At 71.5% G+C, this 16,518-nt stretch carries 12 protein-coding genes; 10 read left to right on the top strand and 2 right to left on the bottom strand.

The window, feature by feature from the left end; translation table 11 throughout:
* The first annotated feature begins 8 nt into the window (after positions 1-8).
* The 4 genes from QSJ33_RS13560 to QSJ33_RS13545 all read left to right on the top strand — a co-directional run bounded on the left by QSJ33_RS13560 (position 9) and on the right by QSJ33_RS13545 (position 6,300).
* Positions 9-1,190: a TolC family protein gene (locus QSJ33_RS13560; protein WP_285727067.1), complete on the top strand. Its 1,182-nt coding sequence runs from the start codon at positions 9-11 to the stop codon at positions 1,188-1,190.
* Positions 1,187-2,299: an efflux RND transporter periplasmic adaptor subunit gene (locus QSJ33_RS13555; RefSeq protein ID WP_285727065.1), complete on the top strand. Its 1,113-nt coding sequence runs from the start codon at positions 1,187-1,189 to the stop codon at positions 2,297-2,299. The genes QSJ33_RS13560 and QSJ33_RS13555 overlap by 4 nt, the downstream gene beginning before the upstream one ends.
* The gene (locus tag QSJ33_RS13550; protein ID WP_285727063.1) at positions 2,292-5,369 is read left to right on the top strand and encodes an efflux RND transporter permease subunit; all 3,078 of its coding nucleotides are present in this window, start codon (positions 2,292-2,294) and stop codon (positions 5,367-5,369) included. The genes QSJ33_RS13555 and QSJ33_RS13550 overlap by 8 nt, the downstream gene beginning before the upstream one ends.
* Positions 5,370-5,472: 103 nt before the next feature.
* Positions 5,473-6,300: a transporter gene (locus QSJ33_RS13545; protein WP_285727060.1), complete on the top strand. Its 828-nt coding sequence runs from the start codon at positions 5,473-5,475 to the stop codon at positions 6,298-6,300.
* A gap of 6 nt (positions 6,301-6,306) precedes the next feature.
* On the opposite strand, the gene QSJ33_RS13540 is transcribed toward QSJ33_RS13545, so the two are convergent.
* On the bottom strand, positions 6,307-8,715 hold the full coding sequence (locus tag QSJ33_RS13540) for a TonB-dependent receptor (protein WP_285727058.1): 2,409 nt from the start codon (positions 8,713-8,715) through the stop codon (positions 6,307-6,309).
* 149 nt (positions 8,716-8,864) lie between these two features.
* Between QSJ33_RS13540 and QSJ33_RS13535 the strand changes: the two genes are divergently transcribed.
* The 4 genes from QSJ33_RS13535 to QSJ33_RS13520 all read left to right on the top strand — a co-directional run bounded on the left by QSJ33_RS13535 (position 8,865) and on the right by QSJ33_RS13520 (position 13,610).
* The gene (locus QSJ33_RS13535) at positions 8,865-10,091 is read left to right on the top strand and encodes an efflux RND transporter periplasmic adaptor subunit (RefSeq protein ID WP_285727056.1); all 1,227 of its coding nucleotides are present in this window, start codon (positions 8,865-8,867) and stop codon (positions 10,089-10,091) included.
* A 2-nt stretch (positions 10,092-10,093) separates the two neighbouring features.
* Entirely contained in the window at positions 10,094-11,320 is a 1,227-nt protein-coding gene (locus QSJ33_RS13530; RefSeq protein WP_285727054.1) for an ABC transporter permease, read from the top strand.
* A gap of 3 nt (positions 11,321-11,323) precedes the next feature.
* Entirely contained in the window at positions 11,324-12,616 is a 1,293-nt protein-coding gene (locus QSJ33_RS13525; RefSeq protein ID WP_285727052.1) for an ABC transporter permease, read from the top strand.
* Between the two features lie 253 nt (positions 12,617-12,869).
* Positions 12,870-13,610 (top strand): hypothetical protein, encoded by a 741-nt coding sequence (locus QSJ33_RS13520; protein WP_285727049.1) that lies wholly within the window; start codon positions 12,870-12,872, stop codon positions 13,608-13,610.
* A gap of 7 nt (positions 13,611-13,617) precedes the next feature.
* On the opposite strand, the gene QSJ33_RS13515 is transcribed toward QSJ33_RS13520, so the two are convergent.
* The gene (locus QSJ33_RS13515; RefSeq protein ID WP_285727047.1) at positions 13,618-14,016 is read right to left on the bottom strand and encodes an OsmC family protein; all 399 of its coding nucleotides are present in this window, start codon (positions 14,014-14,016) and stop codon (positions 13,618-13,620) included.
* A gap of 156 nt (positions 14,017-14,172) precedes the next feature.
* On the opposite strand from QSJ33_RS13515, the gene QSJ33_RS13510 reads away from it, so the two are divergent.
* Positions 14,173-14,931: a carbonic anhydrase gene (locus tag QSJ33_RS13510; protein ID WP_285727045.1), complete on the top strand. Its 759-nt coding sequence runs from the start codon at positions 14,173-14,175 to the stop codon at positions 14,929-14,931.
* Between the two features lie 34 nt (positions 14,932-14,965).
* A complete protein-coding gene (locus QSJ33_RS13505) occupies positions 14,966-16,375 on the top strand; it encodes a pyridoxal phosphate-dependent decarboxylase family protein (RefSeq protein WP_285727043.1) in 1,410 nt (469 codons plus the stop codon).
* The last annotated feature ends 143 nt before the right edge of the window (positions 16,376-16,518 follow it).

The raw sequence follows: 16,518 nt of genomic DNA, 5'->3' as shown, positions 1-16,518 counted from the left end.
AGGAAACCATGTTCCGATCCCTCTGCCTGGGGGCGGCGGCCTGTGCCCTGTCGGCCCAGGCCCCGGCCCTGCCCCTGACCTACGACGCCCTCCTCGCCCGGGCGAAGCCTGACCCCGCCCTCCTGCGGATCGAGGCCGACCTCGCCGCGCGCCAGCGTCAGCTGGCCGCCACCGGGGGCCTCCTCCGGGAGGGCCCCACGGTCCTCGCCGAGGCCGGCCGCCGGGCGGGCCCCGTCACCACCACCACCGACCGGTTCGCCCAGGTGGACGCCCCCCTGCTGCTGGCCCCCGGCACCCGGGGCGAGGCCCGGCGGACGCTGGAGGCCACGCAGCACACCGCCCTGGCCCTGGGGAAGGCCGAGGCCCGCGCCCGCCTGCGCCACGCCTACCTGGACGCCTGGCTGGCCCAGGCCCAGCTCCGCCTGCGGACGGACCAGCTGGCGACGATGGAGGACTGGCTGCGGGTGGCCCGCGCCCGGGTCGAATCCGGATCGGATCCTGCCTACCAGGAGGACCTTGTCCGCGGGGATGCCGTGCGCCAGCGGACGGAACTGGGCGAGGCCCAGCGCCGCGCCGCCGAGGCCTGGGCCGCCCTCCGCGCCCTGGCCGAGCTGCCCCCGGACCCGCAGCCCCTGGCCGATCCCGGCCCCGCGGCCCTGCCCGATCCCGGGCCCCTGCCCGCCGCCTTCGAGGCGAGCCTGGCCCGCCGGTCCCTGGCGGACCGCCTCGCCGCCGAGCGCGCGGCGTTCGACCTGCAGCAGGCCCTCCGCGGCGCCCGCTGGAGCCTGAAGGGCAGCTACGCCTCGGAAGGGGAGGAGCGCATCACCCGCCTGGGCGTGGCCTACCGCTTCCCCCGCGCCGGAGAACTGGGCGCCCAGCGCCGGGAGGAGGCCACCGGCCGGACCGCCCTCCAACGGGAGGGGGAATCCGCCTCGCTCCAGCTCGCCTCCCGGTTCCAGACCGCCCTGGCCCGCCTCCGGACCTTCGGGGCGCCTCCCGAATCCCGCGGCTTCACCGCCGCCCTGCAGGCCGTGGACCTGCGCCTGAAGGAGGGCAAGGAGCGCCCCTCCGAGGCCCTCTTCCTCCGCCGCCAGCTGCTGGAGGCCGAAGCCGCCACCCTCCAGCGCCTGCGCGATGCCCACGCCCTGATCGCCGAACTCGACCTGCTCACCCTTGGAGATGCCCGATGACCCCCCGCACCCTGCCCACCCTCACCCTCGCCGCCGCGCTGCTGGGTCTCGGGGGCTGCAAGACCGCCCCGCCCGCCGAGGCGGGACCCGCCGGCCCGGCCACCGCCCCCGCCGCCGACCGGGTGCCCCTCAAGGCCATCCAGGACTTCCACACCCTCGCCGCGCCCGCCCCCGCCGAGCTCGCGGTCTGGTTCCCGGCCGAGGCCTCCGGCGACGAATCCGCCCGCGCCCTGCTCACGGCCCCCGTGAGCGGGCTGGTGGCCTCCGCGCCCGCCGCCCCCGGCCGTCCCGTGGCCCGGGGCGCCGCGCTCCTCACCCTGCGGAGCCCCGAGCTGGCCGATCTGAAGTCGCGCTGGCTCACGGCCCAGGCCCGCCTGCGGCGCGCCCAGACCGAGCTGGCCCGCGAGCAGCGCCTGGCCGCCGCCCAGGCCGGCGCCCGGCGCGACCTGGAGGCCGCCGAGGCCGAGCAGGCCTCCGCCGCCGCCGAGGCGGAATCCGCCCGCATCGCCCTCCAGGCCCGGGGCGTGACCCCCGAACAGGCCGACGGCACCTACGTCCTGCGGGCCCCCGCCGCGGGCACCGTGGCCGAGTGGAAGGTGCGGCTCGGCCAGGGCGTGGCCATGAACGAGCAGCTGGGCGCCTTCCAGGCGGCCTCCGCCGCCCTGGCCGTGCTGGAGCTCCCGCCGCCCGCCCCCGCCGCCTGGAAGCTCGGCAGCCGCACCACGGTGCGGAACGACGAGCGGACCTGGCAGGCCGAAGTGGTGGGCCTGCCCGCCAGCATGGGCGAGATGACCCACCGGATGACCTACCGCCTGCGCCTCTCCGGCGCGCCCCTGCCCCTGCCCGGCTCGCCGGTGGAGGTGCAGGTCCCCGCGGGCCGGGGCGTGCTCCTGCCCACCGCCGCCCTGCAGCAGATCGAGAACGTCTGGGGCGTCTTCCTCCAGGAAGGCGACCAGGGGCGCTTCCAGCCCGTGAAGCGCGGCCCGGACGTGGCCCGCAACACCCTGGTGCTGGAAGGCGTCCCCGCCGGCGCGAAGGTGGTGACGGACGGCGCCTACCTCCTCAAGTCCAAGCTGATGCGCATGAAGTTCGGGGGCGGCGATGAGTGAGACCCACAAGCTGCTCACCCGCTGGTTCACCTGGCTGCTGCCGAAGCGCGGCCTCGTCTACGGCGCCACCCTGCTGCTCGCCTTCCTGGGCGTGCTCACCTTCTTCAGCCTGAAGCGCGACCTCATCCCCGACCTGTCCCTGCCCTCGCTCCAGCTGCTCATCCAGAGCCCCGGGCGGGCCGCCTCCGAGCTGGAGCTCACCGTGGCCCAGCCCGTGGAGCAGGCCGTGGGCGGGCTCCCGGGCGTGAAGCGCGTGGTGAGCACCGTGCAGGCCGGCCTCGTGCAGGTGGTCATCGCCTTCGAGGGCGGCACCGACCCCTGGCGCTCCCGCCAGCTGGTGGGCGAGCGCCTCGCCGCCATCATGGGCGGCTTCCCGCCGGGCACCCTCTCGCCCCTGGTCACCAGCGCCGCGGGCCGCCTCCAGGAGATCCAGGAGCTGGTGCTGGTGGGTCCGGGCGTCGGTCCCGTCGCCCTGCGCGACCAGGCCGTGAAGGTCATCGTGCCCCGCCTCCAGGCCGTGCCCGGCGTGGCCCGGGTGGAGGCCCTGGGCGGCGAGGCCCGCCAGATCCAGGTGCTCCTCCGCCCCGACCGCATGCGGCTCATGGGCGTGCCCCTGGGCCGGGCCATGGAGGCCCTGGAGGGCAGCGACCAGGACGCCGGCGCCGGCATCCTGGAGCTCCAGGACAAGGGCTGGTTCGTCACCCTCGGCAGCGCCGCCCCCAACCCGGACGAGATCCGCAAGCTGCCCATCCAGACCCAGCGCGGCACCGTGTACCTGGGCGAGGTGGCGGACGTGCAGGAGGGCGCCGGCTTCCGCCGGGGCATGGCCGTCTACCGGGGCGCCGAGGCCATCTCCCTGCGGGTGGTCAAGCAGCCCACCGCCGAGGCCCTGAGCACCGCCCAGGCCGTGGTGGACACCCTGCCGGAACTCCGGAAGGGCCTGCCCGACGGCATGCAGCTCCAGATGTTCTACGACCAGGGCCAGTTCGTCCGCCACGCCCTCAGCGGCGTCACCCTCGCCCTCATGCTGGGCGGCGGCTTCGTGGGCCTGGTGCTCGTGGTGCTCCTGGGCAACCTGCGGGGGGCCCTGGTGGTCATCGTCCTGCTGCCCCTGGCCACCCTGGGGGCCGCCATCCCCCTCACGCTGCTCGGCCTCGGCCTCAACGCCCTCACCCTGGGCGGCCTGGCCATCGCCGTGGGCCTCCTGGTGGACGCCGGCGTCATCATGGTGGAGAACCTCACCCACCGCCTGCACGAGATCCACAGCGACGATCCCGTCATCCGGCGGCGGACGCTCATCGACGCGGCCTCCGAGGTGGGCATCCCCATCCTCATCGCCGTGCTGGTGATCCTCGCCGTGTTCATCCCCCTGCTCGCCATCGGCGGCGTGGCGGGCCGCCTCTACGCCCCCCTGGCCGTGGCGGTGGGCTCGGCCATGACCCTCAGCCTCATCCTGAGCTTCACCCTCGTGCCCACCCTGGTGGAGCGGTTCCTCCCGCCGGGGACCGTGCTGGAGGAGCCCGGCTTCGTCACGAGGCTGAAGGAGATCTACCGCCCGGCCCTCACCTGGGCGCTGGGCCACGGCGTGCAGCTCCTGGCCGCCGCGGGCACCGTGACGGCCCTGAGCATCGTGCTGGCCCTGGGCCTCGGCAGCAACTTCCTGCCCACCCTGGACGAGGGCGCCTACATCCTCACGCCCAACTTCCCGGCGGAGACCAGCCTGGAGGCCGTGGACCAGGGCAACCGCATGCTCGGCCAGGGCATCCGCCAGGTGCCCGGCGTGAAGGACTTCTACCGGCGCACGGGCCGCGGGGATGTCACCGAGGACCCCATGCCGCACTACTCCAGCGACATCCTCGTGCTCCTGGATCCCAAGGCCGATCCCCGGAAGGTGGAGGCGGGCCTGGCCGCCCTGGCGGAGCGGATGCCCTACCCCGTGGAGCTCACCACGCCCATGAACATGAAGATCTCCGAAGGCCTCGGCGGCACCCCCGCCGACCTCCAGGTCAAGCTGTTCAACCCCGACCTGGCGGCCGTGGAGGCCATGCTCCCGGACCTCCGCACCAAGCTGGCGGGCCTCTCCTCCGTCCGCTCCGTGGCGCCCGACACCGGCGGCCCCCTGCCCAAGTGGCAGGTGGTCATCGACGACCGGGACCTCCGCCACCTGGGCGTGCCCCGGCCCCTCCTGCTCCAGACCCTGCAGGCGGCGCTCCAGGGCATCGAGACGGCCCCCCGCTTCGACGGCCCCCAGCGCATCGGCCGGGTGGTCAAGTTCCAGATCGCCGGCGAGGTCACGCCCGAACGGCTCCAGCGCCTGCCCCTGGTGCTCGACGATGGCCGCGTGCTGGAGCTGGGCCAGGTGGTGCGCTTCGAGGAGACCACCACGCCGAGCATGATCCGACGCGAATCCGCCCAGCGCCGCCTGGCCCTGAACCTGCGCTCCGAGGGCGACCTCGGCGGCACGGCCAAGCAGGTGGACCAGCTGCTGGCCTCCTATCCCCTGCCCAAGGGGACGGTCGTGAAACTCGGCGGCCGCATCGAGGAGGCCCGGGAGACCCAGCAGCGCCTGCTCATCGCCATCGCCGTGGCCCTGGGCATCGTCGTGGGCCTGCTCTACGTGGCCCTCGGCCGCTGGTGGGAGGTCAGCGTGGTCCTCGCCACGCTGCCCAATGCCTTCGCCGGCGGCCTCTTCGGCCTCTGGCTGGCGGGCGAGACCTGGAACGTCAGCTCCATCGTCGGCATGATCGGCCTCTTCGGCGTGGCCGTGCAGAACAGCCTGGTGCTCATCACCCAGGTGAAGGATCTGTACGCCTCCGGCCTCTCCCTCCGGGACGCCGTGCTGGAGGCCAGCCTGGGCCGCGTGCGGCCCAAGCTCATGACCGCCGGCGCCGCCATCCTGGGCCTGCTGCCCATGCTCCTGGGCTTCGGCGGCAGCGAGCTGGAGCGCCCCCTGGCCATCGTCATGGTGGGCGGCCTCGTGACCTCCACCCTGTTCACCCTGCTGGTGCTCCCCAGCTTCTACGAGTGGGTGGGCAAGCGCCGGGGCCTGGGCGAACCCGCCGAAGCCTGATCGGCCCTTGAACGGAACCTGACCCGCGCCGCCCCCGGTGACGCGGGTCACGTCCGTTCCGGGAGGGCTTGATTCAGAATTTATTGAGACTCAGTATCGTCTCATGCGATTCACGACCTCCGCCTCCCCCATGCTCGCCCTCCTGCTCGCGGCGCCCGGCCTGCCGGCCCAGCAGCCGCCGAAGGAGGCCCCCATCCAGGACAACTCCTTCCTGCTGGAGGAGGCCTACAACCAGGAGCCGGGGGTCATCCAGCACATCTCGACGTACACCCGGCTCCAGCAGAGCGGGGACTGGATCTACACCTTCACCGAGGAGTGGCCCGTGGGCGGCCTGGCCCACCAGCTGAGCCTCACGGTGCCGGTGCAGCGCCTGGCCTCCTCGCCGGACGGCGGCCGCCGGGGGTTTGGCGACGTGGCGCTGAACTACCGGTACCAGGCCCTCGGCGACGGGGACTCGGCCGTGGCCTTCGCGCCCCGCCTCTCCCTGCTCCTGCCGACGGGGAACCATCGCCAGGGCCGCGGCAACGGGCACCTGGGCGTCCAGGCGAACCTGCCCCTGAGCGTCGCCCTGGGCGAACGCCTCGTCTCCCACGTGAACCTGGGGTTCACCCACACACCCCATGCCCAGGACCTGCTGGGGAACGAGGCCGACATCTCCACCTGGAACATGGGCCAGAGCTTCATCTGGCTCGCCCGCCGGGACCTGAACCTGATGCTGGAGTTCGCCTACACCAGCGGCGACGTGGTGGCCGGCCCGGGCGTGCGCCAGCCGACGCAGAGCGCCTACGTGGCGCCGGGCCTGCGCTGGGCCTGGAACCTCCCGAAGGGGCTGCAGGTGGTGCCGGGCCTCGCGGCCATGGTGGGCGTGGGGCCCAGCCGGGGCGAGACGGGGATCTTCCTCTACCTCAGCTTCGAGCACCCTCTGAAGTAGCGCGGCTCAGAAGGCCAGCTTCAGGTGGACCGCCAGGGTGCGGGGGGGGATCACGTGGGTGCCGCCGAAGGTGCTGAGGAAGTTGTAGAGGCCCTTCTCGTCGGTGGCGTTGAGCAGGTCCAGCCCGGCGGTCAGGCGCCGCTCCCCCGTCAGCTTCCAGGTCTGCCCCACGTTCAGGTCCAGGACCGTCCGGGCCTTGATGCGGTAGACCGGACCCACGAGGCTGTCGTGCTCCAGGCGGACGTAGGGGATGCCGAAGGCGTAGTCGGGATTGCCGGCCACGGTGGTGGGATCCCCGGCCACCAGGCCCGAGTCGTAGCGCCCCACGGCCTGGGCGAAGAACCCGCCCTGCTCGTAGCGCAGGCCGAGCTGGGCCGTGAGCTTCTGGTCGTGGTCGATGAGGTAGGGCGTGCCGTCGGGTCCGTTCACCGTGGGGTCGGCCGAGTCCAGCCCGCCCACCGTGGGGCTGTAGAACAGCGTCCGCACGGTGCCTGCGCTGAGGTAGGCCGACCAGCCGCGCAGCGGCACCGTGTCGATGCGGAGGTCCATGCCGTGGAAGCGCCCCTTCCAGGCGGAGATGGGGAAGAGGATGCCCGTGTTCAGGAACTGGCTGTTGTCGGCGGGATTGCGGCTGTCCTTCCACCAGTAGTCGAGGCTCACCCGGGCCACCTGCCCCAGCTGCTGTTCCAGGCCGAGGAGGTAGCTGTCCTGGGTCTCCCCGCGGAGCTGGGGAACGGGCGTGGCCGACTGGGTGACCAGGGACCACACCGCCTGGGAGGTGGAGAAGGCCAGGTTCTCGTTCTCCGGGGTGATGAGCAGCCGATCGTAGACCGCCCGCAGCAGGGTGCCGGTGACGGGCAGGGTGTAGGTGAGGCCGAGGCGCGGCTGCAGCTCGTTCTGGGTGAAGTTCCGCCCCTTGTAGCTGTCGAAGCGCAGGCCCGCGGCGAAGGTCCAGCGGCCGGTCTTCAGGTCGTCCTGGAGGTAGGCCGAAGCCAGGGAGGGCGTGAAGCCCTCGGCGAAGCGGAGGAGGTTCCCCCCGCCGGCGGCCGTGTAGGGATACAGCGGATCGCCGGGGCCCGACACCTGGCCCGGGCCGGTGATGGCCATGTCGAAGCGCTCGTGCAGGGGGTAGCGCACGACCTGGAGGCCCGCCTTCAGCGTGTTGCCCCCGTTCCGCTGGGTGTAGCCCAGCTGGGCACCCTGGTTGTCCAGTCGCCGGTCGGAGCGGACCCAGAAGGGGGAATCCGGCCCGCCGGAGGTGAAGCCGGGCTGGAGGTCCCGGGTGGGATCCAGGCGGGAGCTGGCGCCCCGGTAGTAGAGCGAGGCGTCCAGGCTGCGGTTCGCGTCCAGCAGGTGGGTCCAGCCCAGGCTGAGGTTCGCATCCGAGTCGTGCTGGCGCTGGTCCTGGCCTGCGGCCTGCTGGGACGCCAGGTTCACCACGTCTCGGTCCGTGCGCCCGCCGCTGACGGAGACGCGCAGCATGTCGCTGGCCCCCAGCAGCCAGTCGAAGCGGCTGGACAGCCGGCCCGTGGTGCCGTGGTTGTGCAGGTTCTCGAAGTTCACGGGATCCAGGAAGCGGTCGCTCTCGGAGGCCGCCCCGGTGACGAAGTAGCCGAAGGCGGCGGTGCCGCCCCGCGCGTCGAAGCCCACTTCCCGGGTGCTGAACCGCGAGGCGCCCAGGGACACCGAGCCCTGGAAGGGCCGGGAGCAGCCCAGGCCGGACTTGCTGGTGATGTTCACCACCGCCGCCGGCTTCCCGCCGTACTCGGCGCTCACGCCGCCGGTGATGACCTCCATGCTCTCCACCTGGGAGGGATCCATGGCGTTGGAGAAGGTGGCCTGCATCTGGTCCGTGACGGGCACGCCATCCACCACGTAGGTCACCTGCCCGTGGCTGCCCCGGAAGTGGAACCGGCCGTTCTCGTCCTGGATGAAGCCCGGCGTGGTGAGCAGCACGCTCTCCATGGCCCGGCTCGACACCGCGGTGGGGATCCTCTCGATGGCGGACTGGTCGATGTCCAGGTGGGCCGACGGGTGGGCCTCCACCAGGGAGACGTGGTCCTCCACCACGACCGTGGCGGAGGCGGACTTCATCCTGAGATCGAGCCGGAGGGGGAGGGCCGAGCGCACCGAGACGGTCCGGTGGACCCCCTCCATGCCCGGGGCTTCCACCTCCAGGTGGTAGTCGCTGAAGGGGAGGTTGTAGACCGAGTAGGCCCCCGAAGCATCCGTGGTGGCGGTCTGGAGGAAGCCGGAGACGCGGTTCTCGATCCGGATCTGGGCCTTGGCCACGGGGCGGCCCTGGTCGTCCAGCACCTTCCCCCCCAGGCTCCCGCTGGAGGCCGCCGCGGCCACCAGGGCCGGCGCGGAGGCCAGGACGAACAGGAGGGTGGACCCGGGGAAGCGCGTCAGCATGCGGTTGCTCCTACTTAGAATCATTTTCCAAGTAGCGACCCCCTCGATCAATAGAAATCTTTTCCATTAACGACCCGGGGTTCCACTAAACCACTGGACCCGCTGACCCGAAGCCTGGGCATCATACGCCCGCACGGGAGGCCTTTGACATGAAGCGCAAGCAGCTGTTGTTCCTCGGCGGAGGCCTCGTCGTCCTCCTCGTCCTCGGGCTGAGCCTCGCCGGCATGCGGGACAAGGGCATGGCCGTGCAGGTGGCCACCGTGGGGCGGGAGAACCTCCAGGCCAAGGTGAGCGCCAACGGCAAGGTCCAGGCCGTCACCAAGGCGGACATCTCCGCGAACGTGATCGGCCAGGTCACCCGCCTCGCCGTGAAGGAGGGGGACGTGGTCAAGAAGGGCCAGTTCCTCATGGAGATCGATCCCCGGAACGCCCGGGCCAACGCGGACGCCATGCAGGCCAACCTCAAGGCCCTGGGTTCCCAGTTGGATTCGGCCACTGCCGCCCTGGCCCAGGCCAAGGCGGACTTCGAGCGGGCCAAGGCCAACCGCGACGCCGGCATCATCTCCGCCGCCGATTTCGAGCGGGCCCGCACCACCCTGGAGACCGCCCAGGCCGACCGCAGGACGGCCCAGGAGCGCATGTCCCAGGCCAAGGCCAACGTGAACCAGTCCCACGTGAGCCTGGGCTACTCCACCATCACCGCCCCCATGGACGGCGTGGTGACCGCCCGCCGCATCGAGCTGGGGGAGACCGCCGTCCCAGGCATCCAGAACCAGGCCGGCACGGTGCTGCTCACCATCTCCGACATGAGCAAGGTCGAGGCCGAGATGGAGGTCGACGAGGCCTCGATCCCCACGGTGAAGCTGGGCCAGGAGGCCCAGATCCACATCGACGCCTACCCGAACCAGGTCTTCCAGGGCCAGGTCACCGAGGTGGGCGGCAGCCCCATCCTCAAGACCAGCGTGAACGACGCCACCAAGTTCAAGGTGAAGATCTGGATCAAGAATCCGCCGGCCACCATCAAGCCCGGCCTCTCGGTGCAAGCGGACATCTTCACGGGCCACCGGGACCAGGCCCTGGCCATCCCCTTCCAGGCCCTCGTCATGCGGGACATCAAGCCCAAGCCCGGCGAGCCCCTCAAGCCCGGCGCGCCCCGCGAGGAGGAGGGTGTGTTCCTCATGGATGCCGGCAAGGCGAAATTCGTCCCGGTGAAGACCGGCCTCATGGGTGACCTCTCGGTGGAAGTGGTCTCCGGCCTCAAGGGCGGCGAGACCCTCATCACCGGGCCCAACCGGGCCCTCCGGGAGCTGAAGGGCGGCGAAGCCGTGCGGGTGGACAAGACCCGCAAGAAGGACGACGCCAAGCAGGGCAGCTGACCATGAACCCCCAGGAACTCCTCCGGGTGGCCCTCCGGGCCATCCGGGCCCACACCCTCCGCAGCTTCCTCACGCTGCTGGGCGTCATCATCGGCGTGGCCACCATCGTCGCCGTGGTGGGCGTGATCTCCGGCCTGAACACCTACGTGAAGGAGAAGATCATCGTCCTGGCGCCGGACGTGTACCTCGTCGAGAAGTTCGGGATCATCCGCAGCCGCAAGGAGTTCCTCGACGCCCTCAAGCGCCCGCCCATCACCTACCAGGAGTACGAGCGGCTCTCCAGCGGCATCCTCCAGGAGTCCTCCCAGGTCTCCGCCGCCGCCGGGAACGGCATGCCGGTGAGCTACGAGAACAAGCACCTCGACAGCATCGCCGTCATCGGGACCACCCCCAACTTCGCGGACCTCTTCAACCTCGATTTCGAATCCGGGCGCTACTTCTCCGAAAACGAGGACCAGGCGGCCCAGAACGTGGCCGTCATCGGCTCCGATACGCGGGAGGAGCTGTTCCCCCACCTGGATCCCATCGGGCGCACCATGCTCATCCGGGGGCTCCCCTTCCGCGTCATCGGCCTCATGCCGAAACAGGGCCGCAGCATCGGCTTCAACCAGGACGGCCGCATCTACATCCCCCTCCAGGTCTACCGGAAGAACTTCATGGCCGCCAACGAGAGCCTGGAGCTGCAGATCAAGGCCCGGCACGGCGTGGAGGGCCTCGACGCCTCCATGGACGAGGTGCGGGCCCTGTTCCGGGCCATGCGGCACACCAGCTTCCGCAGCCCCGATCCCTTCGGCCTCATCACCCAGGAGAGCCTCCAGCTGCTCTGGAAGACCATCAGCAGCGCCGCCTTCGTGCTGCTGATGCTGATCTCCAGCGTGAGCCTCGGGGTGGGCGGCATCGTGATCATGAACATCATGCTGGTGAGCGTCGTGGAGCGCACCCAGGAGATCGGCGTCCGCATGGCCCTGGGGGCCCGCAAGCGCGACATCCGGCGGCAGTTCCTGCTGGAGGCGGCTCTCCTCTCCGCGGCAGGCGGCGTCATCGGCGTGCTCATCGGTGCCATCGGGGCCTGGACCGTGCGGGCCATGGCAGGATTTCCCGCCCAGATCACGCTCCCCATCGTGCTCACGGGCATCGGCCTGAGCACCCTCGTGGGCCTGGCGGCGGGCTTCCTGCCTGCCTTCCGGGCCTCCAACCTCGTCGTCATCGACGCCATCCGGGCGGAGTAGGCCATGGCGGATCGCGTCAAGCGGATCGGATTCCGGGGCATCGGTCGGGAGAACATCCGGTTCGCCCTCCGGGCCATGGTGGCCCAGAAGCTGCGGAGCTTCCTCACCCTGCTGGGCATCGTCGCCGGCGTGGCCACGGTCATCGCCATGGTGAGCTTCGTCTCGGGCTTCAACGCCGCCGTGACCGACAGCTTCTCCAGCTTCGGCACCACCTTGGTGCAGTTCCAGAAGTACGAGCCCCGGTTCGGGGGGGACGGCCGCCTGCCCGAGGACCAGAAGCGGCGGCGGGACCTCACCATCGCCGATGCCGAGGCCCTCAAGCTCACCGCCACCCTGGCCGCCTCGGTGTCCCAGGAGCGCTACCTCCGGGGGCCGGACGCGGCGAACCTCAGCATCAAGACCCCCGAAGGCCAGGAGGCCAACGGCCCCACCTTCGTGGGCACCAATCCCGACTACGCCCCCTCCAACAACGCCTTCGTCCAGGACGGCCGGTTCTTCGTGGATGCGGACGTGACGCACGCCTCGCGCACCTGCGTCATCGGCCCCCAGACCGCCGAGGCCCTCTTCGGGAAGCGGGATCCCATCGGGCGCCCGGTGCTCGTCAACGGGAACAGCTTCACCGTCATCGGCCTCCTGGAGAAGAAGGGCAGCTTCCTGGGCGGGGACGCGGACAACATCCTGCTCATCCCCATCAGCACCTTCGACGAGATGTTCCCGCAGGTGAAGAATGGCGGCGGGGACACCATCCACATCGCCACCGTGCCCAAGGACCCCAAGCGGATGTACGACATGATGGACCAGGAGGTGGCCATCCTCCGCGCCCGCCGGGGCTTGCGGGCGAACCAGCCCAACGACTTCGCCATCTTCACCAGCGAGGCCCAGCTGAAGACCTTCCAGCAGATCACCGGCGGCATCGCCGGGGCCATGATCCTCATCGCCGCCATCGCCCTGCTGGTGGGCGGGGTGGGCGTCATGAACATCATGCTGGTCAGCGTCACCGAGCGCACCCGGGAGATCGGCGTGCGGAAGGCGCTGGGCGCCACCCGCAAGGACATCGCCATGCAGTTCCTCGTGGAGGCCATCAGCCTCACGGGCGTGGGCGGCGCCGTGGGCATCGCCCTGGGCCTCGGCATCGCCATGCTCGTGCGCCTCGTCTTCGACTTCCCCGCCGCGGCGCCGCTGTGGAGCGTGGCCCTCGGCTTCGGCGTCAGCACCGCCATCGGGCTGGTGTTCGGGCTGTGGCCCGCCCTGAAAGCCGCCAGCCAGGACCCCATCGAGGCCCTCCGCTACGAGTAGCCCGCACCCGCCCCTGTGGGCCAGCGCCTGGGCGCTCGCCCTGCTCGCGCACGGCGCCTGCTCCCCCGCGAACGGAGGCGCCCCCGGCGCCTCCTCCCGCTCGCCCCTGGCTCGCGGAGCGGGTCCCGCGGCCCGCCCTGAAAGCCGCCAGCCAGGACCCCATCGAGGCCCTCCGCTACGAGTAGCGTCCTCCTTTCGGGAACCCCGTTCCGGGACGCGGCATTCCCTGGCTGTCCCCCTTCCCGAGGCCCCCATGACGCTCCGCCTGCTCTCCCTGCTCCTGCTCGGGACCCTGCTCCGTGCGGACGCCCTCGGTGACCTCAGGGATGCCCTCGCCCGCCTGGACAGCCAGTCCCCGGTGAAGGCGAGCGTCGAGTACCAGTTCTGGAGCCGCCAGGGCGACGACAAGCAGCCCATCGTCACGGAAGGGCGGGCAGCAGCCACCGTGGAGGACGGCCCCCAGGGGCTCCGGATGTCCTGGGCCCCCGATCTGCTGAAGGCCGCGGCGCGCGAGGCCCAGGCCCAGGCCACGGACCCGGAGGCCAAGGCCGCCACGCGGCAGGCCCTGGAGGGACTCAGGGCCCTGACGGTCCGCGATGCCCTCCACGGGTCCGAGGCGCTGCTCCGCACCCTCGATCAGGCCCAGCTCGTCGAGGCCCGGGAGGACACCTGGCAGGGTAGGCCAGCCCGTCTTCTCCGCCTGAAGATCAGCCCCAGGTTGTCCAGGCAGGACCGGAAGTACGTCAAGGAGATGGAGGCGTCCGCCCAGGTCTGGCTGGGCGCCGACGGCCTTCCCCTGGCCGCCGAGACGCAGGTCCACCTCAAGGGCCGCGCCTTCCTGGTCATCTCCTTCGAGCAGCAGGAGCGGGAAGCCTTCCAGTTCGCCCGCTCGGGCGGCCGCCTGGTGGTCGTCCAGCACACGAAGGAGAGTTCCGGCTCCGGCGGCGGGGAGCGTGGCCAGCGGAAGTCGGTGGTGACCCTCCACCTCGCCTGAGCCGCGGCTACGCCTTGACCACCGTCCGGACGTCGAAGGCGGGGGGGTGCTCGAGGTGCTTCTTCACCGCGCACTGGCTGGCCGCCCGCACCAGGGCCTCGTGGTACTTCTCCGGGAAGCCGGGCGGCACCTCGATGTCCAGTTCGATGCGTCCCACCATGCCTGTGCCTGGCTCGGGGACGGTGCGCTGCGTCAGCCGGATCCCCTCCGTGGGCAGGCCCCGCTGACGGCAGAAGCCCAGCACATAGATGCCTGCGCAGGTGCCCAGGGAGGCCTGGAACAGCGCGAAGGGCGTGGGGGCCGAGCCCTCGCCCCCACCCTGGGGCGGCTGGTCCGTCATCACCGTGTAGGGGCCGAAGTGCGCGTCGACCCGGGCGCCGCCGGGGAAGTCGATGACCATTTCCATGAAGCCGCTCCTAGAACCGGACCCCCATTGTCGCCGCCTGGGCCCCGCCCACACCAGCCTGCAGGCCACTGGAAGGCGCCGTCTTACCCAACCTCGATGGGATTTAAACCCCAGGCGCCTTCGATCGCTCGGTACGGGGGCATCCACGGAGCCCCCATGCGCAGCCTGTCCCTCCTCCTTGTCGTGGCCGCCCTACCGCTGACGGCCCAGGCCCCTCCCTCCACCAGTCCCCCGGTTCCCGCCATCCGCCTCGTCACCGCCCCTCCTGCCGGGGTGCCCGACACCCCCCGCGCGGCCCTGGAGGAACTCCTCGCCGGCAACGGACGCTTTGCCGCCGGAAAGCGGGTGCGGACCGTGGACACGGGCCGCGATGCCGCCCTTCGCGCCGCGCTGGTGAAGGGCCAGCAGCCCTTCGCCGTGGTCATCACCTGCTCGGACAGCCGGGTGCCTGACGCCTTCGTCTTCGACCAGGAGCCCGGTCGCCTCTTCACCATCCGCGAGGCGGGCAACGCCCCTGACCTCCAGGGCCTCGCCTCCGCCGAGTACGCCGTGGAGCACCTGGGCTCGAAGGTGATCGTGGTGATGGGCCACACGGGCTGCGGGGCGGTGAAGGCTGTGCGGGAGGCCCGGGGCAGGCCGCTGCCCGGCAACCTGTGGGCCCTCCAGGCCGGCATGGCGGGCCTCCTGGAGAGCACCCCGGAAGCCCCCGACGAGGACGCGGCGGCCTACGGCACCCGCCTCGAGGCGAGCAATGCCCAACGCCAGGCCCAGGCGCTCCTGGACCGGTCGAACCTCCTCCGGGAGCGGACGGCCGAGGGCAGGCTCAGGATCCTGCCCGCCCTCTACCACCTCGACACCGGGAAGGTCCAGCTCCTGCAGCCCCTCACTTCCGCCGCGGAGGTCGAACATCCCTGAAGCCGCACCGCAGGAATGGCGGCACACTGGAGCGATGGACGCCCAAGAATTCCGCCGCCTCGGATACCAGCTCGTGGACTGGATCGCGGATTACCGCGAGAACCTTGAGCGCCTCCCGGTGATGAGCCAGGCGAGACCCGGCGAGATCCGGGCCGCCTTCCCCGACCATCCACCCCTCCACGGCGGGCGCATGGCCCAGGCCCTGGCGGCCCTGGAGCGGGACGTGCTGCCGGGCATCACCCACTGGAACCATCCCTCCTTCTTCGCCTACTTCCCCAGCAACACCAGCTACGCCTCGATCCTCGGCGACCTGGCGGCCTCGGGCCTGGGGGCCCAGGGCATGAGCTGGCAGACCAGCCCGGCCGCCACGGAGGTCGAAGAGGTCGTCATGGACTGGCTGCGCCAGATGGTGGGCCTGAGCCCTGCCTTCACGGGCGTCATCCACGACACCGCCAGCACCGCCACCTTCACCGCCCTGCTCTGCGCCCGGGAGAAGGTGTCGGGCTACGCGCAGAACACGGAAGGACTCCAGAGTGGCGAGGCACCCCTCGTGGTCTATGCCTCGGACCAGGGCCACAGCTCCATCGAGAAGGCCGCGCTGCTGGCGGGCTTCGGCCGCAGCTTCCTGCGCCTCATCCCCACGGACGAGAACCACGCGCTCCGCCTGGACCGGCTGCAGGCGGCCATCGACAAGGACGTGGAGATCGGCCTGCGCCCCTGCGCCCTCGTGGCGGCCGTGGGCACCACGGGCACCACGGCGCTGGATCCCGTGGCGGCCATGGCCGACCTCGCGGAAAAGCACGGGATGTGGCTCCACGTGGACGCGGCCCTGGCGGGCACGGCCATGGTGCTGCCGGAGTGCCGCTGGATGTGGGAGGGCGTCGAGCGTGCCGACAGCCTCGTCTTCAACCCCCACAAGTGGATGGGCGTGGGCTTCGACCTCAGCGCCTACTACGTGCGCGATCCCCAGCACCTCATCCGCGTGATGAGCACCAACCCCAGCTACCTGCGCACCGCCCAGGACGGCCAGGTGAGCAACTTCCGCGATTGGCACATCCAGCTGGGCCGCCGCTTCCGGGCGCTCAAGCTGTGGTTCTACCTCGTGGACGTGGGCGTGGCGGGCCTGCAGGCCCGCCTGCGCCGCGACCTGGAGAACGCCCAGTGGCTGAAGGCCCAGGTGGACGCCGCCCCGGACTGGGAGCGCCTGGCGCCCGTGCCCCTGCAGACCGTGTGCCTCCGCCACGTGAAGCCCGGCCTGGACGAGGCGGCGCTCGCCGCCCACAACCTGGAACTCGCCCGCCGCGTGAACGAGGGCGGGAAGGCCTACCTGACCCCCTCCGTCCTCAAGGGCACCCAGATGCTCCGCGTGAGCATCGGCGCCGAGACCACCGAGCGGCGGCATGTGGAGGCGCTGTGGGAGGCGCTCCGCCTGGCCGTGCGCTAACGCCAGGTCCCCCCTCCCCCGCGCGGGGGAGGCGCGGGGACGCATCCCGGGCTTTCCTGTCCTTTGGATAGGGGAAGGGCCGCGGCCCCTCCCACGAGGCCCCTCCTTCCCAGGATTGGCCTTGGCCCAGCAGGCTCGGGAAC

Source organism: Geothrix rubra (genome assembly GCF_030268065.1).
Lineage (GTDB): Bacteria > Acidobacteriota > Holophagae > Holophagales > Holophagaceae > Geothrix > Geothrix rubra.
The sequence above is the reverse complement of the archived record's forward strand: the minus strand, read 5'-3'. Positions and strand labels throughout refer to the sequence as shown.